The organism is Agrobacterium sp. B1(2019) (genome assembly GCF_008274755.1).
GTDB classification, from domain to species: Bacteria; Pseudomonadota; Alphaproteobacteria; order Rhizobiales; family Rhizobiaceae; genus Agrobacterium; species Agrobacterium salinitolerans.
Genome location: NZ_VTPB01000001.1, coordinates 1,324,809 through 1,346,290 on the forward strand (window position 1 = coordinate 1,324,809; position 21,482 = coordinate 1,346,290).

At 59.0% G+C, this 21,482-nt stretch carries 19 protein-coding genes; 3 read left to right on the forward strand and 16 right to left on the reverse strand.

Going from position 1 to position 21,482, the window contains the following annotated elements:
- Nucleotides 1-284: 284 nt before the first annotated feature.
- The 3 genes from eno to AGR1_RS06610 form a co-directional block, all read right to left on the reverse strand.
- The gene (gene eno, locus AGR1_RS06600; protein WP_149146516.1) at nucleotides 285-1,559 is read right to left on the reverse strand and encodes a phosphopyruvate hydratase; all 1,275 of its coding nucleotides are present in this window, start codon (nucleotides 1,557-1,559) and stop codon (nucleotides 285-287) included.
- A 149-nt stretch (nucleotides 1,560-1,708) separates the two neighbouring features.
- Nucleotides 1,709-2,554: a 3-deoxy-8-phosphooctulonate synthase gene (gene kdsA / locus AGR1_RS06605; RefSeq protein ID WP_149146517.1), complete on the reverse strand. Its 846-nt coding sequence runs from the start codon at nucleotides 2,552-2,554 to the stop codon at nucleotides 1,709-1,711.
- A complete protein-coding gene (locus AGR1_RS06610; protein ID WP_149146518.1) occupies nucleotides 2,554-3,435 on the reverse strand; it encodes a VOC family protein in 882 nt (293 codons plus the stop codon). The genes kdsA and AGR1_RS06610 overlap by 1 nt, the downstream gene beginning before the upstream one ends.
- Before the next feature lie 212 nt (nucleotides 3,436-3,647).
- Between AGR1_RS06610 and lexA the strand changes: the two genes are divergently transcribed.
- Together lexA and AGR1_RS06620 are read left to right on the forward strand one after the other, a co-directional pair.
- Nucleotides 3,648-4,370 (forward strand): transcriptional repressor LexA, encoded by a 723-nt coding sequence (gene lexA, locus AGR1_RS06615; RefSeq protein ID WP_080790804.1) that lies wholly within the window; start codon nucleotides 3,648-3,650, stop codon nucleotides 4,368-4,370.
- Between the two features lie 437 nt (nucleotides 4,371-4,807).
- Complete coding sequence (locus AGR1_RS06620) at nucleotides 4,808-5,485, forward strand: glutathione S-transferase family protein (RefSeq protein ID WP_149146519.1); 678 nt, start codon at nucleotides 4,808-4,810, stop codon at nucleotides 5,483-5,485.
- A 19-nt stretch (nucleotides 5,486-5,504) separates the two neighbouring features.
- Here AGR1_RS06620 and AGR1_RS06625 read toward each other — a convergent pair whose 3' ends face one another.
- Nucleotides 5,505-7,934, reverse strand: coding sequence for a ComEC/Rec2 family competence protein (locus AGR1_RS06625; RefSeq protein WP_149147289.1), 2,430 nt, complete (start codon nucleotides 7,932-7,934; stop codon nucleotides 5,505-5,507).
- A 307-nt stretch (nucleotides 7,935-8,241) separates the two neighbouring features.
- Between AGR1_RS06625 and gltA the strand changes: the two genes are divergently transcribed.
- Nucleotides 8,242-9,531, forward strand: coding sequence for a citrate synthase (gene gltA / locus AGR1_RS06630; RefSeq protein ID WP_003502585.1), 1,290 nt, complete (start codon nucleotides 8,242-8,244; stop codon nucleotides 9,529-9,531).
- 75 nt (nucleotides 9,532-9,606) lie between these two features.
- Here gltA and AGR1_RS06635 read toward each other — a convergent pair whose 3' ends face one another.
- The 12 genes from AGR1_RS06635 to rseP form a co-directional block, all read right to left on the reverse strand.
- Complete coding sequence (locus AGR1_RS06635) at nucleotides 9,607-10,341, reverse strand: amino acid ABC transporter ATP-binding protein (protein WP_080790806.1); 735 nt, start codon at nucleotides 10,339-10,341, stop codon at nucleotides 9,607-9,609.
- Entirely contained in the window at nucleotides 10,319-10,978 is a 660-nt protein-coding gene (locus tag AGR1_RS06640; protein WP_003521390.1) for an amino acid ABC transporter permease, read from the reverse strand. The genes AGR1_RS06635 and AGR1_RS06640 overlap by 23 nt, the downstream gene beginning before the upstream one ends.
- Nucleotides 10,975-11,646: an amino acid ABC transporter permease gene (locus AGR1_RS06645; RefSeq protein ID WP_149146520.1), complete on the reverse strand. Its 672-nt coding sequence runs from the start codon at nucleotides 11,644-11,646 to the stop codon at nucleotides 10,975-10,977. The genes AGR1_RS06640 and AGR1_RS06645 overlap by 4 nt, the downstream gene beginning before the upstream one ends.
- Nucleotides 11,647-11,727: 81 nt before the next feature.
- Entirely contained in the window at nucleotides 11,728-12,513 is a 786-nt protein-coding gene (locus tag AGR1_RS06650) for a transporter substrate-binding domain-containing protein (RefSeq protein ID WP_149146521.1), read from the reverse strand.
- 6 nt (nucleotides 12,514-12,519) lie between these two features.
- Nucleotides 12,520-13,230, reverse strand: coding sequence for a GntR family transcriptional regulator (locus tag AGR1_RS06655; RefSeq protein ID WP_149146522.1), 711 nt, complete (start codon nucleotides 13,228-13,230; stop codon nucleotides 12,520-12,522).
- Between the two features lie 163 nt (nucleotides 13,231-13,393).
- Entirely contained in the window at nucleotides 13,394-14,578 is a 1,185-nt protein-coding gene (lpxB, locus tag AGR1_RS06660; protein ID WP_149146523.1) for a lipid-A-disaccharide synthase, read from the reverse strand.
- Nucleotides 14,575-15,441: an LpxI family protein gene (locus AGR1_RS06665; RefSeq protein ID WP_187772068.1), complete on the reverse strand. Its 867-nt coding sequence runs from the start codon at nucleotides 15,439-15,441 to the stop codon at nucleotides 14,575-14,577. Before AGR1_RS06665 ends, lpxB begins: the two co-directional genes overlap by 4 nt.
- A gap of 3 nt (nucleotides 15,442-15,444) precedes the next feature.
- A complete protein-coding gene (gene lpxA, locus AGR1_RS06670) occupies nucleotides 15,445-16,260 on the reverse strand; it encodes an acyl-ACP--UDP-N-acetylglucosamine O-acyltransferase (RefSeq protein ID WP_149146524.1) in 816 nt (271 codons plus the stop codon).
- Nucleotides 16,257-16,724, reverse strand: a complete 468-nt coding sequence (gene fabZ / locus AGR1_RS06675) for a 3-hydroxyacyl-ACP dehydratase FabZ (protein WP_149146525.1) — start codon at nucleotides 16,722-16,724, stop codon at nucleotides 16,257-16,259. Before fabZ ends, lpxA begins: the two co-directional genes overlap by 4 nt.
- On the reverse strand, nucleotides 16,717-17,784 hold the full coding sequence (gene lpxD / locus AGR1_RS06680; RefSeq protein ID WP_149146526.1) for a UDP-3-O-(3-hydroxymyristoyl)glucosamine N-acyltransferase: 1,068 nt from the start codon (nucleotides 17,782-17,784) through the stop codon (nucleotides 16,717-16,719). Before lpxD ends, fabZ begins: the two co-directional genes overlap by 8 nt.
- A 49-nt stretch (nucleotides 17,785-17,833) precedes the next feature.
- Complete coding sequence (bamA, locus tag AGR1_RS06685) at nucleotides 17,834-20,158, reverse strand: outer membrane protein assembly factor BamA (protein ID WP_149146527.1); 2,325 nt, start codon at nucleotides 20,156-20,158, stop codon at nucleotides 17,834-17,836.
- Nucleotides 20,159-20,357: 199 nt separating this feature from the next.
- Nucleotides 20,358-21,479, reverse strand: coding sequence for an RIP metalloprotease RseP (gene rseP / locus AGR1_RS06690; RefSeq protein ID WP_187772170.1), 1,122 nt, complete (start codon nucleotides 21,477-21,479; stop codon nucleotides 20,358-20,360).
- Nucleotides 21,480-21,482: the final 3 nt, after the last annotated feature.

Consider the following 21,482-nt stretch of genomic DNA (forward strand, 5'->3'; position numbering starts at 1 on the left):
GTCTTGAGACTAAAGCGGATTGTTTAACTATCCGTTGACCTTGATAGCGACCGGCAAATGGACGCAAAAAAGCCCGCCGGAGGGCGGGCTCAAACTGCTGACGAAGTCCTTTAATCTCTCCACCATCATGCTCGGGCTTGTCCCGAGTATCTGCAACGTCTCACGCTGGTGGGAAATTGGCAGATCCTCGGCACAAGGCCGAGGATGATGTCGAATGTGTTGCCAGACCTGTTGTCAACCTCGGTCAACCGGTCAGCGGGGCTCTACCGCCCCGAGAACACACGTTACCCGCGCAAGATCGAACGACCGGCGTAAGCAGCCTGCGGGCCCAGCATTTCCTCGATGCGGATCAGCTGGTTGTACTTTGCGAGCCGGTCGGAACGGGCAAGCGAGCCGGTCTTGATCTGACCGCAATTGGTGGCGACCGCGAGATCGGCAATGGTGGAATCTTCCGTTTCGCCCGAACGGTGCGACATGACGGCGGTGTAACCGGCTTTGTGTGCGGTTTCGACCGCATCCAGCGTCTCGGAGAGCGAACCGATCTGGTTGACCTTGACGAGGATGGAGTTGGCGACACCCATCTTGATGCCGTCGCGCAGGCGGGCGGAGTTGGTGACGAAGAGATCGTCGCCGACCAGCTGGCACTTGTTGCCGACGAGATCGGTCAGCGTCTTCCAGCCTTCCCAGTCGTCTTCGGCCATGCCGTCTTCGACCGAAATGATCGGGTATTTGTTGACGAGCTCGGCCAGATATTCAGCCATGGCGCCCGGCTCCAGCGTGCGGCCTTCGCCTTCCAGAACGTATTTGCCGTCCTTGAAGAATTCGGTCGATGCGCAGTCGAGGCCGACATACATGTCTTCGCCCGGACGGTAGCCGGCCTTTTCGATCGACTTCATGATGAAATCGAGCGCTGCCGGCGCGCTTTCGAGACCCGGTGCGAAACCGCCCTCGTCGCCGACATTGGTGTTGTGACCCTGGGCAGCCAGTTCTTTCTTCAGCGTGTGGAACACTTCAGAACCCATGCGCACGGCTTCGCGGATGTTTTCCGCGCCAACCGGCAGGATCATGAATTCCTGGAAATCGATGGGGTTATCGGCATGGGCACCGCCGTTGATGATGTTCATCATCGGAACCGGAAGCAAATGTGCGTTCGGGCCGCCGACATAACGGTAAAGCGGCAGACCGGAGGCTTCAGCAGCAGCCTTGGCGATAGCGAGCGAAACGCCGAGGATGGCGTTGGCGCCGAGGCGCGACTTGTTCGGCGTGCCGTCAAGCGCGATCATCATCTGATCGATCTGGATCTGGTTCTCGGCATCGAAGCCGCCGATGGCGTCGAAGATTTCCGTATTGACGGCTTCGACTGCCTTTTCCACGCCCTTGCCGAGATAACGCTTGCCGCCATCGCGCAGCTCAACCGCCTCATGCGCGCCGGTGGAGGCGCCCGAGGGAACGGCCGCACGGCCCATGGAGCCGTCTTCGAGGTAAACATCGACTTCAACGGTCGGATTGCCGCGGCTGTCGAGAATTTCGCGCGCGATGATATCGGTAATGGCAGTCATGGTCTCTCCCTTGGGAATGGAACAGATATTTTCCGTCGCCTGTCTTAGACGATGGCGAAGAAATTACAATGACGGCGGACGGCAGAAACGGCCCGCCCGCCATTAAAATCGATTGGCACAAACCCTGCCCGCTGCAATGGCGCAGCCCCTCAGGCTTTGGCGATGGCGTCGAAAGCCAGCAGCTTTTCGAGCAGTTTCGGCATGTCCTTCAGATGCACCATGTTGGGACCGTCGGACGGCGCGTTGTCCGGGTCCTCATGGGTTTCGATGAAGAGGCCTGCTACACCGACAGCAACTGCCGCCCGCGCCAAAGTCTCAACGAATTCGCGCTGGCCGCCCGTGGAGCCGCCCTGCCCGCCCGGCTGCTGGACCGAGTGAGTGGCGTCAAACACGACCGGCGCGCCAAGAGATGCCATGATCGGTAAGGAGCGCATGTCGGAGACCAATGTGTTGTAACCGAAGGACGCGCCGCGCTCGCACAGAAGCACATTAGGATTGCCGCTCTCATTCAGCTTGGCCAGCACGTTCTTCATGTCCCAGGGCGCCAGAAACTGACCTTTCTTGACGTTTATCACGCGGCCGGTCCTGGCGGCGGCGACGAGAAGATCGGTCTGGCGGCTGAGAAAGGCCGGAATCTGCAGCACGTCCACCACCTCGGAAACGATGGCGCATTGCTCTTCGGTGTGAATATCGGTCAGCACCGGAAAGCCGAATTCCTTCTTGAGATCGACGAAAACCTGCATGGCGCCCTCAAGACCGATGCCGCGCTTGCCGGAAAGCGAGGTGCGGTTCGCCTTGTCGAAGGAGGACTTGTAGACAAGGCCTATACCCAGCTTGTCGCAAAGCTCCTTCAGGACGCCTGCGACCATGAAGGCATGTTCGCGGCTTTCCATCTGGCAGGGGCCGGCGATCAGCGAAAATCGCTCGGCGTTGGAGAAGGAAACCTTGCTGGCGCCATCGCCGGCGGTGACTTTGAGATTGTTCGTAACGCTCATCATTTTTCCTCGAAGGCGAAGGCAACGCCCTGACCGGGTGCTTCGGCCACCACCAGGCGACCGCCCGCTTTTGCGCAGGACACGCCATTAGCAGCAAGCACCGCTTCTGTCACGGCAAGATCGTCAACGGAAAAGACGATGCCTGCGCCCCGCAATCCGACGTCGCTCCCGCCAGAAACGCTTAAGGCCAGTCCGCCCAAGTCAGTTTTTTGGGTTAGTCTCACGCGGGCATTGCCGGTCAGGAAAACCATATCTCCACCCGAAGACACCCTACCCTCACAGCTCAATACAGTTTCGATCAGGTGCACCGCCTTCGTGTCGCCACCTGAAAACAGGATGATTTCGCTAATGCCTGAGACACGGTTGGCATGACGCTCCAGCGCCGCGCGGTCTCTCGGCAGGGCGCGCAGCCGCTGGCAACTGAAGAGGAAGAAATCCGCCGCTGAACCGCTTGCCGCAAAGGCAAGCCGGAAGGCCGCCTCGCTCTGCGACCCGTCTGGCATCCGCACAGGGCGTGAAAAATGGAACACATCGCCAGCCGACACGTCTGACGTCACAAACCTGTCATGGTCTGCAAGGGCATCCTCTGTTTTGGCCACGAGAGCCGAGAAGCCCTCCTGCCCGCCTTTTTGCCGGAAGGCCCTGTCCCTCCCTGTGAACACATCACCGCTGTCCGCAGATGCGTTATATTTAGCCGGATCAGCAATCGCGAGTGGCTCAAGATAGGTATCGTCTTTGAAAAAAACACAGGCATTTCGGGTTCCGAACGGATGCAAAGCCTCCGGTGCGACCGTAAATCCAAGGCTGACAAGGCGCTTCACGGCAATGCCGATATCCTCCACCGGCAGAACGAGATGATCGATGCGATGCGATTTCATCATGACCTGTTTTCCTGCGCTGGCGCTCCGCCCAAGCATACCCGGACGATTTGGACGTTAGAAGAGCACAATCAGGCGCCGTGAAGCAAATCATCAAAACAACAGATAGCAGGTTCACGAAATTTTAGGGGATTGCGGAACACATATGGAACATATAGTGTTCGTTCTGTATTTGTTTCGCGACTCCAACGACGATTCTCAAGGGTGTTTTCCTCATGCTCACGCGCAAACAGCAGGAATTGCTTCTCTTCATTCATGAAAGAATGAAAGAGTCCGGCGTGCCGCCCTCCTTCGATGAAATGAAGGACGCACTCGATCTTGCTTCCAAATCCGGCATTCACCGGCTGATCACCGCACTCGAAGAGCGCGGGTTTATTCGCCGGCTGCCTAACAGGGCGCGGGCGCTGGAAGTGATAAAATTACCTGAGGCCTATACGCCGGGCGCAAGGCCGCAGCGTGGTTTTTCACCGAGCGTCATCGAAGGCAGCCTCGGCAAGCCGAAGGCGCCGGAACCGGCCCCTGCCCCCAAGGCAGCGGCAAACGATCTCGGCGGGGCCGTCACCGTGCCGGTCATGGGCCGCATCGCCGCCGGTGTGCCGATTTCCGCCATCCAGAACAACACCCATGATGTGGCTGTGCCGGTGGATATGCTGGGTTCGGGCGAACATTACGCTCTTGAAGTCAAGGGTGATTCGATGATCGAGGCCGGCATTTTTGACGGCGATACCGTCATCATCCGCAACGGCAATACGGCCAATCCGGGTGATATCATCGTCGCACTGGTGGATGATGAAGAAGCGACCCTGAAGCGTTTCCGCCGCAAGGGAGCCTCCATCGCTCTGGAAGCGGCCAATCCCGCCTATGAGACCCGTATTTTCGGACCGGACCGGGTGAAAATCCAAGGCAAGCTGGTTGGCCTGATCCGCCGCTACCATTAATTCGAGCGCCTTTTTTTTGACAGGGGCGTTATCGGCAAGATGACGTTCCTTTTCAAGCATCGTGGCTTGTTCCCTGGAACAACGCGGCTCTGCCGAAGTAAAAAGAGATCGCCCAACGGACCGGAACTGGATTGTCGAGAAAGCTGGTTCCGGTTTTTATGCCAGATGCTTTCTTTGCGCTACAGGCTTCGACAAAATGAACGCTAGTTGAAACCATGGAAAATGAGCGCCCTTCACTTCGTTGAACAGGGATGCACGTTACCAGTCTCGTCGCAGTGTGTTTAGCTCTCGTCTCCGGGCGGCGATGCTAGGTGATGTCTTTCCGCTGCCGTCATCTTTCCATTCATCAATGCGGCTTATGGGAGCCATGGATTATTTGCAATATTCCAAGGCCATCCGCCGGTATAGAAATGCGCGTCATATCGGGGAGACACGTCATGTACGATCTTTATATCGCCAACAAGAACTATTCCTCATGGTCATTGCGGCCCTGGGTTTTGATGCGCACGCTTGGCATCGCCTTTGATGAAAAACTCGTTCCCTTCGGCGAAGGTGTTTCCTTCTCCACCTTTTCGCCGACCGGCAAGGTGCCATGCCTTGTCGACGAGGGAATGACGGTTTGGGAATCACTGTCGATCGCCGAATATCTGGCCGAGAGACATCAGGGCGTCTGGGCGAGCGACAAGCAGGCGCGGGCCTGGTCACGCTCGGCGGCGAGTGAAATGCATGCGGGTTTTTTCTCGCTGCGTAATCTCTACCCTATGTCGGTCGGTATCCGGGTAAAACCCAAAGCCGGCGATGCCGGGCTTGCGGCCGATATAAAGCGCATCGATGCGCTGTGGAACGAAGGTCTCACCAAATTCGGCGGACCTTTTCTTGCAGGCCCAAAATTCACGGCGGTCGACGCCTTCTTCTGCCCGGTGGCGTTCCGTTTCCAGACCTATGGTGCCGATCTTTCGCCGGCGGCGACGGCCTATTGCGACCGGCTGCTCGCCCTGCCCGCCATGCGCGAATGGTACGAGGCCGGACTGAAGGAAATCTGGCGCGATCTGCCGCATGAAGAGGAAATCGGCGGCATTGGCGAGTTGACCGCGGATCTGCGCGTCAAGGCCTGACGAACCATGCTGGCGGCGTTTATTGCGATGCCTTCAGCACCTGAGTGACGGCTTCAGGCACGTCGTGGTCAAAACGGCCGCTCTTCCAGTCATAGAAGCGATGTTCACTCCACGGCCTGTGCGCGCCGGCGGTTGCGGCGCGCATCTGCCCGACAACGCCCGCTTGATCGCTGCCGGCGAAATTTAGCTCCACCGAGCCGATGCGCCTTAATATGTCGCGGTTGAGCAGCAATGCTCCCGAGCGGCATTGCGCAAACGGGGTTCTGCGGGAAACGATGACGATGTCGGCGATGTCACAGGCTTTGACGGCAAACCGGCCGTCCTCCAGCACGATGATCCATTCGCCGCTTCGCGCACTTGCCACGCACCAGATGCCCGTCTTGCAGGTGAATACACCCGGCGCAGCATCCCTTAGCGTGGCCGTCATTTCACGCGCCAAGGCCTTCAATTCCTCCGGCGCCAGTTTCGATTTTGCGCTTAGAGCAACGGTGGTCGCTGGAACCGCTTTCTTGAGAAGGACGGGCGCTAGCGGTTTCTCAGGCAGCAGCAGAGCCCTTTGCCACTGGTCATAGATGAAGCCCTGTGGTCGGGTTTTTGTGGTGTAGACCTTGCCCTCGTCCAGAAGCGCCACCAGCCTCCCCTCCTCATGGACAAGCAGATCGGGCAGATTGCGATGTGCGACGGCTCCGGACAGGCCGAAGGCAAAGAGCAGAGGTGGAATTCCAAGCAGCGCCAGCCGGCTGCGCAGCAATGTCAGCGTCAGGAAACCCACCGAAGCAACGCCGATGAAAGCGCCATGCGGCCGGCCGGTCGCCGCGCTGCCGCCCCAGGACGCGACTTCATCAGCAACCTCGATGACAAGCGCCATGCCGTAACCCATGACCTTCAGAAATGGTGCATCGAGCCCGAAGGGCATCAGCAGCATGGCGATAAGACCGAAGGGCATGACGATCAGCGACATCAGCGGCATGGCTGCCAGATTGGCAAAAAGTCCATAAGTGGTGACACGCTGGAAATGCTCGATGGAATAGATCGCCGTCGAAAGTCCACCGATCAACGATGTGGTGATGACGCCACCGATGACGGCGCCTGCCGTTTCCACCACCGTCATCCATGCCGGTTTGCGCCCGATGAACAGGCGCTCTCGATCAATGCGCCAGCGGCTCCAGGCGGCATAGGCGGCTACAAGCGCGATCGTCGCGGCGAAGGACATCTGGAAGCTCGGCCCCATGATTTCCGAAGGAGACAGGGCGAGGATGACCAGAGCGGACAGCGCAACATTCCTGAGGCTGAGCGACGGCTGATCGAAGAGAACGGCGATCAGCATCACCGACATCATCAGCCAGGCACGTTCGGCAGAGACGGCAAAACCGGAAATCAGGTAATAGGCGAGCGTCATCAGCAGAGCCGCAAAGGCGGACATCTTCTTCACCGGCCAGCGTTGAGCAAAGGCCGGAAACAGGCTGAAGGCGAGCCGCAATCCCACGAAGAATATGCCTGACGCCAGCGCCATGTTGAGCCCGGATATGGCGACGATATGGGCAAGGCCGGAAAGCCGCAACGCCTCCATCGTCCCGGCCGATATGGCCTGTCTCTCATCGGTGACGATGGAGGCGGCAAAAGCACCAGCGTCGCCACCAATCGTGGTGCGAATGCGCTCGGCAATGGCGGTGCGCAGACCGTAAAGCCGCATATCCGCCCATTCCAGCCAGTTCTTTTTTGCGTCGCTATCGGGGGCGGCGACCATCTGCGGCGGCTTATAGAAAAAGCCTGTCGCGCCAATGCCCCTGAAATAGGAGGCGAAGGCAAAATCATTGAGACCGGGCAAAGCCGGACCGGATGGCGGCGAAAGCCGCGCCTTGCCGCGGATCGTCGCACCGAGCGCCACCGGCTTTCCGCCGCCGCGGGCCAGCAGCGAAACCTTTCCAGGCACGCGTGACAATACCGGCGCTTCCGTCGCAGTCAGCTGCACCACATATCGCCAGTCGCCGCGGGCATCGACCTCCCGGCGCATCACCGTACCGGTAATGGTGGTGGTAACGGGCGTATCCAGCACCACAGTCCCTGCCCTCCGCGTTTCAAATTCGGCGAAAAGCATGCCCAGCAACAGCAGTGCGACGAGGCTGCACGCCGTGGCTAGCAGGGTCGCGCGATACCGAGCGGCGAATGCCAGGCCGACGGCGAGCAAAAATAGAACAACAAGAAGCGGCAATGAAGGTGCTGCATCAAGCGAAAACCAGAGGATTGCCCCACAGCCGATGAAGACCGGCATGAAAAGAAAATCATGGCCGAATGCACGTTCCTCGGCGAGGCAGGCGGTGATTTTCTGGAGAATGGCAGTTCGCGGTTTCGGCCTGCTGACAAGGGCCGGCAGACCATATGTTGCGACCTCGCCGGTCCGGCGCAGCGGAGACAGGATATCCGCCGTGCGGGGCAAGCCGCCCGGCATCGTTTCGGCATATCCGAAATGCTGTTTTTCCCCTTGGCCGATCAATCCGCGCCGCGCCCCTGCCGCACCGGAAACAGGTTTGCAGGCGGACGCGCGGGATTGCAATCCTTTCCTTTAACCCCGCGTTGACTGATACTGAATTGCCATCACCAGGAAAGACGAGAGCAGAGCAATTGCGTTTGCCGCAATGCACAATTTGACCTTTGGATAGCTTGGCATCCGCGCAAGGATCATATAGCTAATCGGTAGACGCTTAACCGCGGGGCGTGTCTCAACGCCCCCACCCGCATGTTCTCGGAGGATCAGTATGACGGAAAAAAGCGCTACAGTGACACTTGGCGAAAAGCAGGTGGAACTCCCGGTCAGGGAAGGCACGATTGGACCAAGCGTCGTCGATATCGCCACGCTCTACAAGCACACGGGCTCCTTCACTTACGACCCGGGTTTCACGTCGACGGCCTCCTGCGAATCCAAGATCACCTATATCGACGGTGACGAGGGCGTTCTCCTTCACCGTGGTTTCCCCATCGAGCAGCTCGCCGAACAGGGCGACTTCCTGGAAACCTGCTATCTGCTGCTTTACGGCGAACTGCCGACCGCCGCGCAGAAGAAAGATTTCGACACCCGCGTCACGCGCCACACCATGGTGCATGAGCAGATGAGCCGCTTCTTCACCGGCTACCGTCGCGATGCGCATCCGATGGCCGTCATGTGCGGCACGGTCGGCGCTCTCTCGGCCTTCTATCACGACTCGACCGACATCACCGATCCGCACCAGCGCATGGTCGCTTCGTTGCGCATGATCGCGAAGATGCCGACGATCGCCGCCATGGCCTACAAGTACCATATCGGACAGCCCTTCGTTTACCCGAAGAACGATCTGGATTACGCCTCGAACTTCCTGCACATGTGCTTTGCCGTGCCCTGCGAGGATTACAAGGTCGATCCGGTTCTGGCGCGCGCCATGGATCGCATCTTCATCCTGCATGCCGATCACGAGCAGAACGCCTCCACCTCCACGGTGCGTCTTGCCGGTTCGTCGGGTGCAAACCCGTTCGCCTGTATCGCGGCTGGCATTGCCTGCCTGTGGGGCCCGGCACACGGCGGCGCCAATGAAGCGGCGCTCAACATGCTCAACGAAATCGGCACGGTTGACCGTATTCCCGAATATATCGCCCGCGCCAAGGACAAGAACGACCCGTTCCGCCTGATGGGCTTTGGCCACCGCGTCTACAAGAACTACGACCCGCGCGCCAAGATCATGCAGAAGACGATGTATGAAGTGCTGGAAGCCACCGGCAATTCCGACGATCCGATCATGCAGGTTGCTCTGGAGCTGGAAAAGATCGCCCTTTCCGACCCCTACTTCGTCGAGAAGAAGCTCTATCCGAATGTCGACTTCTATTCGGGCATCACGCTGAAGGCTCTCGGCTTCCCCACGACCATGTTCACCGTTCTCTTCGCTCTCGCCCGCACCGTTGGCTGGATCGCGCAGTGGAACGAAATGATCGAAGATCCGCAGCAGCGTATCGGTCGTCCGCGCCAGCTCTACACGGGCGCCGGCAAGCGCGACTACGTTCCGGTTTCCAAGCGCTAAGCCGCGAAACCATATAAGATCAAAGGCCGGCAGGTTTTCACCCGCCGGCCTTTTTGTTGAGCATCTGAACGATTCTCAGTGACGCGCGGCAACGCCGAGGAACTGCTTGAGTTCAGGCGTTGAGGGATTGGAGAACACCTCTTCCGGCGGGCCGATTTCATGCACCCTGCCCTCATGCATGAAAACGACGCGGGAGCAGACGTCGCGCGCAAATTTCATTTCATGGGTCACCATCAACAGCGTCATGCCTTCCCCGGCCAGTTCACGCACCACCGCCAGCACTTCCGAGACCAGCTCGGGATCGAGCGCCGAGGTGATCTCATCGCACAGCAAAGCAATCGGCTGCATGGCGAGCGCGCGGGCAATGGCGACGCGTTGCTGCTGGCCACCGGACAATTCATCGGGATAGGCGTCGAATTTATGCGCCAGCCCCACCCGTTCCAGCATCTTGCGGGCAACGGCTTCCGCTTCCGGCTTCGGTGTTTTCTTCACCACGGTCTGTGACAGCATGACGTTGCCGCCAACCGTCTGGTGCGGGAAGAGATTGAACTGCTGGAAGATCATGCCGACCTTCAGCCGCAGTGCCTTGAGATGCAGATCATCGTCGAGAAGCTGCGCGCCAGCGACCGATATCGAACCGGCCGAAATCGTCTCGAGCCCGTTGATGCAGCGAAGCAGGGTCGATTTTCCCGATCCGCTCTTGCCGATGATGGCAATGACCTCGCCCGGCTCGACGTCCAGATTGATGCCTTTGAGAACCTCGTTGCTGCCATAGCTTTTGCGGACTTCAGTGATTTCGATGAGCGACATTGAGCTTCCTTTCGAGGATCTGGCTGCTCTTCGACAGCGGCCAGCACAGCGCGAAATAGATGAGGGCGACGAGGCCATAAACGGTGAAGGGCTGGAAGGTGGCGTTGGTGACGACCGTGCCCGCCTTGGACAGCTCGACGAAACCGATGATAGAGGTCACCGCCGTTCCCTTGATAACCTGCACGAAGAAACCGACGGTTGGCGGAATGGCGACCCTCATGGCCTGCGGCAGGATGACATAACGCATCTGCTGCAGGCGCCCCATGGCAAGGCTCGCCGATGCCTCCCACTGGCCTTTGGCGACAGATTCGACGCAGCCGCGCCAGATCTCGGTGAGGAACGCTGCCGCCCACAGGATCAAAGTGAGGCCCGCCGCGAGCCAGGCGGGCACATCGATGCCGAACAGGCCGAGGCCAAAAAAGGCGATGAACAGCTGCATCAGCAGCGGCGTGCCCTGGAAAAGCTCGACATAATAGCGTGCGAAAGCCCGCATCGATTTTTTGCGGGAAATGCGCATGAAGAGCAGAAGCAGCGCCACCAGACCACCGCCGGCAAAGGAAACGAGCGAGAGCAGCACGGTCCAGCGCGTGGCGAGCAAAAGGTTTCTGAGAATATCCCAGGTGGAGAATTCGATCATCGGACACTCCTGCGCGGAAAGATGAGGTTGCCGCCCATGACCAGCACCTGTCTCAACAGAATGGCCAGTACGAGATAGATGACGGTGGAGACCATGTAGGCTTCGAAGGCGCGGAAGGTGCGCGACTGGATGAAGTTGGCCGCGAAGGTGAGATCCTCGGCAGCGATCTGCGACACGACCGACGAGCCGAGCATGACGATCACCACCTGCGAAGATAGCGCTGGCCAGATGCGTTGCAGTGATGGCACAAGCACCACATGCCGGAAGGTTTCGAAACGGGTCATGGCAAGGCTTGCCCCGGCCTCGAACTGCCCCTTGGGTGTCGCCTGAATACCGGCGCGAATGATCTCGCAGCTATAGGCTCCGAGATTGACCACCATGGCGATATTGGCCGCGCTCAGTTCCGACAGTTGCAGGCCAAGCGATGGCAGGCCGAAAAAGATAAAAAACAATTGTATGAGGAATGGCGTGTTGCGAATGAGTTCTACATAGGTCGCGACCGGCAGCCGCAGCCATTTTGGCCCGAGCGCGCGCACCCAGGCGCAGAATATGCCGAGCGCGATGCCAAGAACGCCGCCGACGGCGATCAATTCCAGCGTGACGCCGATACCCTTGACGATCTGCGGATAATAGTCGAGGAGCCATCCAAAATCGAATGTGTATTTCACCCGATGCTTCCTTTCGGCGAGGACAAACCATGCGCCAGCCCCGCCTCAGGCAAGGCCGGCGCATGCATTTTGCCGGGTTGCTCAGAGATCCTTCGGCAGATCGGTTTTCAGCCATTTCTGCGCGATCGTGTTCAGCGAACCGTCGGTCTTTGCTGTGGCAATGATGGCATTGACCTTTTCAAGAAGCGCCGGCTGTTCCTTGTTAAGGCCGATATAGCAGGGCGAATTCTTGATCAGGAACTTCAGTTCGGGGCGCTTAGGCGGATTCTTCGCAAGAATAGCGGCGGCGACGACATTGCCCGTGGCGACGGCTTCCACCTGACCAGCGAGGAAGGCCGAAATCGTGCCGTTATTGTCCTCATAGCGCTTGATGGTCGTGTCAGCCGGGGCGACCTTGGTCAGTTCCAGATCCTCGACAGCGCCACGGGTAACGCCGATGGTTTTACCGGCCAAATCTTCCGCCTTGGTGACGGCAACCGAGTCTGGGGCAAAGACGCCATTATAAAAAGGCGCATAGGCGGTGGAGAAATCGATGACCTTTTCACGGTCCGGGTTCTTGCCGAGGCTCGAGATGACGAGATCGACCTTGTTGGTCTGAAGATAGGGAACGCGGTTGGCACTTGTCACCGGCACGAGTTCAACCTTCACGCCAAGCTTCTCGCCGATCAGATTGGCGACGTCGATGTCATAACCCTGCGGGGCCATATCCGTGCCGACACTGCCGAAGGGTGGGAAGTCCTGCGGGACGGCAACGCGGATCGTGCCGCGGGACGTGATATCACCGAGCGCATCGGCAAAGGCTGCGGGCGAAAAACCAATCGTTGCGGAAATCGCGGCAATGGCAAGCAATGAACGTCTGGAAAACATCGGGATTTACTCCTTGGGGCTTGAGGGAAGAGGCTGCAGTGAAAGGGAATTGCGAAGCTCGTAGAGCGGGTCCGGCCTGCGGGTGAGATCGAGACCCGTTTCAACTTCGTCGAGGTGGCGGATGGCGAGTTCGGCGGCGCCATGAAAATCGGCGGCCCTGATCGCCTCGAAAATGCGGCAGTGCCCGTCATGCGATTGTTGTGCATGGAAGTCGGACTGATAGAGCATGGAAATGAGGATGGTTCTGGCCGTCAGGTCACGTAGCGCTTCGACGATGATGTCGTTTCCGGCGATTTCGGCGATCCGGATGTGAAAGTCGCCCATCAGGCAGGTCAGTCGCTGGCGATCACCTTTGGCAATCGCTGCCTTCTCCTCATCGAGATGATCGGCGAGGATTGCGATGCCTTGCGCGCTGACGCCGGAAAGATTGCGCAAGAGACCATATTCGATGATACGCCGGGCCTCATAGACCTTGATGGATTCTTCAGCGGAAGGTTCCACCACGAACCAGCCGCGGCGCGGACTGACGGTGACGATGCCACGCGTCTCCAGCCGCATCATCGCCTCGCGGATGCGCGTGCGCGAGACGCTAAAAAGGCTGGCGAGCTGGTTCTCGCTGAGGCGGGTTCCCGGACGGATGCGCGCGGAAAGAATGCCTGAGATGATGGCGTCTTCTACCGCGCTCTGGGCGCTTTCTGATGTATGGCTATCTTGCATACAAGATTGAAAGCAAGAGGTGTGCCAGATGGAAATTTATGGGCCGAGAGACCTCCGATGGTCAGCCGTTTGCCGCCCTAACGATCAAATGCAGTAAAATCGCGCCCTCGCCTGCCTGCATCGGCGGCAGGACAGCAGTCGGTGGAGCGAGAGGGCTATACGATTATTGTGAGGGACGAGCTTTGCTCTTCAGGACATCCAGAAGAATACGCGCACCGGTTTCGCCCGGAGGCACATCCGTATGCAAACGCTGCTGCGCGAGTGCATAACCTTCGAGCATCGCCTGCCGCTCGGTGGTATTGGAGGACAGACGCTCTGCCCAGCGCAGCATCGAACCTGCCCTTACCACCTCGTTGAAATATTCCGGCACGACGGCGTAATCGGCGATCAGGTTCGGCAGCGCGCCCGTCCAGGTCTTCACCCGCTTGCTCAGCATGGTGAAAATCCAGTCGGTCTTGTAGACCGAGATGGTTGGCACCCCTGCAAGTGCGAGTTCAAGAATGACCGTGCCGGAAGCGGCAATCGCCGCATCGGCCTCAGCGAACGCATTCCATTTGAAGGTGGAATCGATACCGATTTCGGGCCTGATATCTTCCGGCCATGACGCCGCCAGTTCGTAGATGCGTTTTTCTTGACGCGGTACAGTGGGCAACAGGAACCGCGTCGGACCGTTGCGCTCGACAAAAGCTCTCGCCGCCGCCTGAAACGGCTCCATCAACCGCGTCGTTTCAGTGGAACGAGACCCTGGCAGGAGAAGAATGGTCTTCGGTTCGCCATCCGCCGGCAGAGAACGTTCCGCCCGCTTCTGTCGCACCGCCAGCACATCGGGGTCGACGCTAAGGCGATGACCGACAAAGGTGGTCGGCGGACCGCCGAGACGGCGCATGGCTTCCGGCTCGAAGGGCAGAAGAGCCAGCACATGATCGACATAAGAGAGCATCGCGGTGGCGCGATACTCCTTCCACGCCCAGACGCTGGGGCAGACGTAATTAACGACCGGCAGATGCGGCAATTGTCGCCGGACTTTCTTTGCAACGCGATGGGTGAAATCCGGGCTGTCGATGATCAGCAGAATATCGGGCTTTGCGGCGGCGATTGCCTGAGCGGTCTGGTTGATCCGCGCAATGAGCTTCGGCAGTTTTTTCAGAACCTGCGTGAAGCCCATGATGGAGAGTTCGGAATAGTCGAACAGGGAAACCAGTCCTTGCGCTTCCAGCGCTTCGCCTCCGACCCCGACCAGCTCGACAGGCCCCGCATATTGGACCTTGAGCGAGCGGATCAGATCCGCGCCCAGAAGATCGCCGGATACCTCCCCGGCTATGACCGCCACTTTTAATGCCGCCGTCATCCGATCATGTCTCCACCAAGTGACGTGTCGATGCCGCAGACGAATATGCCTGCCTCGTCGGCTGCTTTCAACATCGCTTCACGATCGAGCACCAGTGCCCGCCCGGCTTCGACAGCGATGCCCGCCAGCCCGGCTCTTTTCGCATTTTCCACGGTTTCGATGCCGATGGTCGGCAGATCGGCGCGTATATCCTGCTGGGGCTTGCAGAGCTTGACCAGTACGCCTTTACGGCGGGGCGATATGCGCCCTTCGGCACGCAGAGCAGCGACACGCGCCAGCATGGCATCCGTGCCCTCGACACCCTCCAGCGCCACGATGCGGCCACCAACAGAGACAGCCCCCTGCCCGACATCGAGCTTGCCGAGCGTAAGTGCCGCCTCAGCCGCCTTGCGAATATCCTTTAGATCTTCTTCGGCAGGCTTCTGTCCGCCGAAAGGACCGGTCGTTGCCAAAAGGCCGGGCGCAATCTCGTGCGCGCCGATGACTTTTGCGCCGAGCGTGCTGATGATCTTGATGACCATCTGCAGAACGGCGTCATCACCGCCTGACAGCAACGTCTTGACGATGGAGGGCAACTTCAGCAGGATACCGGCGGTGGGGCGGATTTCCCGCCATTCCGGTCGCCGCGCCACGCCGCCGGACAATACGACGCGATCTACCTGGTTTTCACGCAGCAGACGGCCGAGACCCGCGACATCACCGACGCTGATGACGGCATTGTCGAAACCGCTCCAGTCGAAACGGGAATCATCGCGCAGGCGCACGATGAAGGGGTTCTCGCCCATCTCACGGGCGGCAGCCGCCACATAAAGCGGCAGCTGGCCGCTGCCGGCCACAATGGCGAGACGCCCGCCGCCTGTCACGGCTCACTTGCCCCGATTGGGCGAAGAGATCGCGCGGTCGCTATCCGCGCCGATGAAATCGATGACCTCAAGCGCCTGCGGGCAATCCAGATACTCGTTACGGTCGATGGCCGCAGCATTGCCGCGGATCGTGCCTTCAGCCTCGAAAATCGCCTTGTAAACGCGTCTGACCTTGTGGATGTCCGCGCGCTCGATGCCGGCACGGGTCATTCCAACGACATTCAGACCGCCGAGAATGCCGGGATTGCCATTCAGCATGCCATAGGGGATCACATCGTAGTTGACGGCGGAAAGCCCACCGATGAAGGCCTGGCGGCCGATGCGCGTGAACTGGTGCACGGCGCAGCCGCCGCCCAGAATCGCGCGGTCCTCAATGGTGACATGGCCCGCCAGCATCACATTGTTCGACAGGATGATATGGCTGCCGAGGCGACAATCATGCGCCACATGCGAATTGGCGAGGAAAAGATTATCGTCGCCGATAACGGTCTTGCCGCTGCCATCGGAACTGCCGGCGTTCATCGTCACGCCTTCACGCATGATGCAGCGCTCGCCGATCTCGAGCGTCGTTTCCGAACCGTCGTGGCGAACCGCCTGCGGCGCGCCGCCGATGACCGCCATGGGATGGACAACCGAGCCACAGCCGATCACGGTAAGGCCGGAAACAACGGCGTGATTGTGCAGCTGGACATCGTCATGCAGCGTGACTTTCGCGCCGACATAGCTCAGCGCACCGATGACGACGTTTTCACCGATCACCGCACCGTCTTCGATCACGGCGCTCGGATGAATTCTGGCCGAGGCGGCAATCGTGCTCATTGCTGATCCTCGGGGATCATCATGGCGCCGACATCGGCCTCCGCCACCAGCGCGCCGTCCACCTTCGCTTCGCAATGGAATTTGAAGACATTGCCGCGCTGGCGCTGCTTGACGACGTGGATTTCCAGACGATCACCGGGGACCACGGGCTTGCGGAAACGCGCATTGTCGATGGTCATGAAGTAGACCAAGTGACCGCCCTCACCCTGGCTCCGAGCGCAGATCGCACCCGCCGTCTGGGCCATGGCCTCAACGATCAGAACGCCCGGCATGATCGGCCGATCCGGGAAATGACCGGTGAAATGCGGTTCGTTGACAGTGACGTTCTTGATGCCGATCGCCGAATTGTTACCATCGATCTCGATGATCTTGTCGATCAGCAAGAATGGGTAACGATGCGGCAGAAGCTTCATGACTTCCAGAATGTCAGCCGCGCCAAGCGTCGTCTTCGTTTCTTCAGTCATTTTTTTTCTCTCCTGTTTTTTTATCACGCCCTTCAGCGCGCGCCAGAATTTCGGCCATGTCGCGCAGGAAATATTTCATCGGACGTGCAGGCGTGCCGCCATAACGGGCGCCTGCCGGCACGTCCGCCACAACGCCGCTCATCGCCGCGATCTGTACGCCGTCGCCGATGTTGATATGGCCATTGATTCCGGCCGCACCGCCAATCATCACACCGTCGCCGATGCGGGTGCTGCCCGCAATGCCGACCTTGCTGACGATGCCGCAATGGCGGCCGATGCGGACGTTGTGGCCGATCTGGACCTGATTGTCGATCTTGGTGCCTTCGCCGATGACCGTGTCGTCCATGGTGCCGCGATCGATCGTGGTGTTCGCGCCAATCTCGACGTTGTCCTGAATGATGACCCGGCCGATCTGCACGATCTTCAACATGCCGCGCGGACCAGGCGCATAACCGAAACCGTCCTGACCGATGCGCGCGCCGTTATGGATAATCACATTATTACCGATGAGGGCCGCAAGAACGCTTGCGCCGCCGGCAATGGTGCAATCGCGTCCGATCTGCACATCCTGCCCGATGATGACGCCGGGACCGATGCGCGTACCCGCACCGATATGGGCGCCAGCTCCAATCACGGCGAGCGACTCGACGATGACGCCCGCCTCCAGCTTTGCGGATGGATCAACATGAGCAGCATGGGAAATTTCAGCTTCCATCCGCGCGATCGGACCCGGACGCATGGCGGAGGGATGAAGCAAGGCACCCACCTGCGCAAAAAGCGTGTGCGGGTTTTTCGATATCAGCGCAGGTGTGTGAGACGGAAGCATGTCTACAAGTGCGGCGTCACAAATGACGGCTCCAGCGTCGCAGGTCTGCAGCTCGTCGCGGTTCTTGCGCGAAAGAATGTAGCAGAGCTGATCGGGTTTTGCCCGGTAGACCGGCGCAACGGAGCGAATGATCCGCTCTCCCGCCGCGTCATCAGACAGTTCCGCCCCAAAACGGTCTGCGATATATTTCAATCGCAGTCCCTCGTGGGGCGGAAAAAAGGCGTTGTATTCCATCAGCCGGAAACTCCAGAACGTTCAAAGTTGCAGTTCTGGACTGCCGATATCAGAAAGTGTTGGACATGCCAAACCGGAAACGCTGTTCCTCGTCGTAGTCTTCCTTGGCGAAAGGCACGGCGTAGTCGACACGGATCGGACCGAAGGGCGACGCCCACATTACGCCGACACCAGCGGATGCGCGGATGGAGTTGTCGTCCTTCACACCTGCGCTGTTGGCAACCTTGTTGCCATACAGCGTGCCTGCATCCACGAAGCCAGCAAGACGCAGGCCGAAATCTTCCGGAACGCCAGGCATCGGAGCCGAGACTTCAGCAGAAGCGGCGAAGTAGGTCGTGCCGCCGATGGAGTCGGAGCCGATGCGCGGACCGATACCATCGTTCTTGAAGCCGCGAACCTGTCGGCCGCCGAACTTGAACTGATCGAATACCAGAAGGTTGTCGCCCGTCGGCATGACGTGACCGGCTTGGCCGGTGAGCGAGCCGATAACATCGTATTCGTCAGACAGCGTATAGAAGAAACGAGCCTTGGCGTAGATCTTGTAATATTCGGAATCGCCGCCAAGGCCTGCAAATTCGTTCGTAAGAGCAGCCTGCCAGCCTTCGCGAGGCATGTTGCGGTCGTCGAGCGTATTGTAGTTCAGCGTGTTCGAAATGATGGACTGCGTCCAGTCACCGCCGCGGATCAAGTCCTTGTAGGGCTCGGCAAGGTTGCTGCCGGTTTCCCAGTCGCCCTCACCGTCATAATTGATCTGCTTGTAGGTGTACTTGAACGTCGTCGAGAGGTCCTCGGTAATCGGCGCGGTCACGCGCAGCGAGAAGCCCTGCTCGTCGTAGTCATAATAGTCTTCGCTGCGGCTCTGGCTCTTGAACAGGTCGAAACCTGCAGCCAGACGGTAGCCGAGGAAATAAGGCTCCGTGAAGGACAGCGTATAGCTGCGTGCATCGTCTTCACCCGCACCGGCGGCGAGACGGATGTACTGGCCGCGACCGAGGAAGTTCTTTTCCTCGATGGAAGCTTCGAGCAGCACGCCGTCGTTCTGCGAGTAGCCCGCACCGATACCGAACGAACCCGTCGACTGATCTTCAACGTCAACCACGATCACGACACGGTCAGGCGCGCTGCCGCCGGCGGTCGAGATATTGACCTTGGAGAAGTAACCCAGCGCTTCGAGACGACGCTTCGCAGCGGTGATGACTGTCTGGTTAAACGCATCGCCTTCGGAAATATCGAATTCGCGACGGATGACATAGTCACGCGTGCGGGTGTTGCCACGGATTTCGATACGCTCGACATAGGCGCGCTCACCCTGGTCGACGATATAGGTCACACCGATGGTATTGCCAGCCATGTCGCGGTCACCGCGCGGCGTTACGCGGGCGAAGGGATAACCTTCGCCGGCCACGCGCTTGGAAATCGCCTCCATGCTCTGCTGAACTTCCTTGGCGCTGTAGCTTGCACCCTGGCGGGTTTCAACGAGACCCTGCAATTCAGCACCATCAACACCCGGAACGGTCGATTCGACAACGACGTTGCCGAAATCGTATTTCTTGCCTTCATCGACCGTGATCGAGATGGTGTATTCATTCTTGGATTCGTCCAGCACCGCGTCAGACGATACGACCCGGAAGTCGGCATAACCGCGGTTATAGTAGAACTGGCGCAGCGCCTCTTCGTCAGCGCGCAGCTTGTCCTCGTTATAAACGTCCTTACGCGTCAGGAACGACAGCATGTTGGACTTCTTGGTATTGATGACGGCGGCCAGACGACCATCGCTATAGGCATTGTTGCCAACGAAATCGATGCGACCGATCTTGGTGCGCTCGCCTTCATTGATGACGAAAGCAATGTTCACCCGACCCTGACCGACGGAAACGGTCTGCGTGGTGATTTCGACATCGCTGCGGCCAATGGCGGCATAAGCTTCCTTGATACGAGCGATATCCGCCGTCACGATTGCCTGATTGAACGGACCCATCGACTGGGTCTGCACGATGCCGGCGAGCTTGTCGTCCTTGATCTTGCGGTTGCCGTTGAAGACCACCTGATTGACGAGCTGGTTCTCGTCGACAGTCACGACCAGCGTGCTGCCGGAAACGCGCATGGAGACATTCGAGAAATAACCGGTGGCGTAAAGACGCTTCACCGATTCATCGATGTCCGAATTGGAAAAGTTCTTACCCGCCGCAATGGTGATGTTGGAACGCACGGAGTCCGCGCCCGACCTTTCGGCCCCGCGAACATCGATCCTGCTGATGACGGCTGCATGTGCAACGCCAGCAGAGGCAAGCACACCAAGGCCCGCAACCGAAGAAACACCGGCAGACAGAGCAACCGCCGACACAGCGTTCAAAAATCTTGAACCAGCCTTCATTTCAATTCTTACCTTTTTACGTTGTCCCTCAGCGGGCGGAACCCGACTCCGGCCATGTGCGTCGTTTTACCTGCTTTTCCCCTACAAGCAAGCGTGAACGTTAAATTCTGTTTACTTCGTGCTTCAGAGTGGCTCATTCGCCACTTCGGCATATAAACACGGTAAACAAGTCACTAACAAAACCGTTAAAACACAATCATCAGCCGATCAAGCTGCTGATATCGTTCCATGTTGCAAAAACCATAAGACCCAAAATCATCATCATTCCGATACGGAACGCGACTTCCTGCGCGCCCGCGCCGAGCGGCCTGCCGCGAATGGCCTCGATGGCGTAGAACACCAGGTGCCCGCCGTCCAGAACCGGCACAGGCATCAGGTTCAAAAGACCGATGGAGACGGAAAGAACGGCGGCAAGCTGGATAACGGCGGAAATACCGAGTGTCGCCATCTGGCCGGACGCCTGCGCCACCCGGACCGGACCGCCAAGCTGATCGGCATTCATGCGCCCAGTCACGAGATTGCCGATATAATTGAAGGTGCCGGTAATAACGTGGCCGGTTTCGCGCACACCTTCGGTCAGCGCCTCAGACGGCGAGTAATCAATATGGCGAAAGTTACCGCTGGTCTGGTCGGTGACGATGCCGATAATACCCATTTCCAGCTTGTTGCCGAACTGGTCCGTTGTCTCCGTGCGGGTCGGAACCATCGGCAGCTTCAGCTCCTCGCCCGCCCTTTCAACCGTTACGGTGATCGGCGTGCCCGGGCGGATGCCGACATAACGGCGGACATCCTCGAAAGTCATCACTTTTTCGCCATCGATCGCCACCAGCCTGTCACCGGGCTGAACGCCGGCTGCGGCAGCAGCACTGTTTTCACGGACTTCCGCCACGACCGGATCGGCGATCATCCGGCCATAAATGCCGAAGAGCACCGCAAAGATGAGAATGGCGAGAATGAAATTCGCGATCGGGCCTGCGGCAACCGTGGCCGCCCTCTTCCACAGCTTCGCACCGGAAAGCGTCTGCGCCCTCTCCTCCAGCGACATATGCGACAGGCCGGAACTATCCGGCTTGCTCGCCGCGTCCTCATCGCCGAAGAACTTGACGTAACCGCCGAGCGGAATCGCCGAAATCTTCCATCGCGTGCCGCGCTTGTCGGTGAAACCGATCAGCTCCGGGCCGAAACCGATGGAAAACGCGGTAGAGCGGATTCCGCACCAGCGACCAACAAGATAGTGGCCCATCTCATGCACAAAAACGAGCAGCGACAGCACCAGGATGAAGGGCACAATATAGCCGGTCAGAAAACCGGTCGCCGCCATTAC

Bases quoted from the DNA above. Each gene is read 5' to 3' on its own strand.
- eno (WP_149146516.1), bottom strand. From the start codon at position 1,559: ATGACTGCCATTACCGATATCATCGCGCGCGAAATTCTCGACAGCCGC.
- kdsA (WP_149146517.1), bottom strand. From the start codon at position 2,554: ATGAGCGTTACGAACAATCTCAAAGTCACCGCCGGCGATGGCGCCAGC.
- AGR1_RS06610 (WP_149146518.1), bottom strand. From the start codon at position 3,435: ATGATGAAATCGCATCGCATCGATCATCTCGTTCTGCCGGTGGAGGAT.
- lexA (WP_080790804.1), top strand. From the start codon at position 3,648: ATGCTCACGCGCAAACAGCAGGAATTGCTTCTCTTCATTCATGAAAGA.
- AGR1_RS06620 (WP_149146519.1), top strand. From the start codon at position 4,808: ATGTACGATCTTTATATCGCCAACAAGAACTATTCCTCATGGTCATTG.
- AGR1_RS06625 (WP_149147289.1), bottom strand. From the start codon at position 7,934: ATGCCGGGCGGCTTGCCCCGCACGGCGGATATCCTGTCTCCGCTGCGC.
- gltA (WP_003502585.1), top strand. From the start codon at position 8,242: ATGACGGAAAAAAGCGCTACAGTGACACTTGGCGAAAAGCAGGTGGAA.
- AGR1_RS06635 (WP_080790806.1), bottom strand. From the start codon at position 10,341: ATGTCGCTCATCGAAATCACTGAAGTCCGCAAAAGCTATGGCAGCAAC.
- AGR1_RS06640 (WP_003521390.1), bottom strand. From the start codon at position 10,978: ATGATCGAATTCTCCACCTGGGATATTCTCAGAAACCTTTTGCTCGCC.
- AGR1_RS06650 (WP_149146521.1), bottom strand. From the start codon at position 12,513: ATGTTTTCCAGACGTTCATTGCTTGCCATTGCCGCGATTTCCGCAACG.
- AGR1_RS06655 (WP_149146522.1), bottom strand. From the start codon at position 13,230: ATGCAAGATAGCCATACATCAGAAAGCGCCCAGAGCGCGGTAGAAGAC.
- lpxB (WP_149146523.1), bottom strand. From the start codon at position 14,578: ATGACGGCGGCATTAAAAGTGGCGGTCATAGCCGGGGAGGTATCCGGC.
- lpxA (WP_149146524.1), bottom strand. From the start codon at position 16,260: ATGAGCACGATTGCCGCCTCGGCCAGAATTCATCCGAGCGCCGTGATC.
- fabZ (WP_149146525.1), bottom strand. From the start codon at position 16,724: ATGACTGAAGAAACGAAGACGACGCTTGGCGCGGCTGACATTCTGGAA.
- lpxD (WP_149146526.1), bottom strand. From the start codon at position 17,784: ATGGAATACAACGCCTTTTTTCCGCCCCACGAGGGACTGCGATTGAAA.
- bamA (WP_149146527.1), bottom strand. From the start codon at position 20,158: ATGAAGGCTGGTTCAAGATTTTTGAACGCTGTGTCGGCGGTTGCTCTG.
- rseP (WP_187772170.1), bottom strand. From the start codon at position 21,479: ATGGCGGCGACCGGTTTTCTGACCGGCTATATTGTGCCCTTCATCCTG.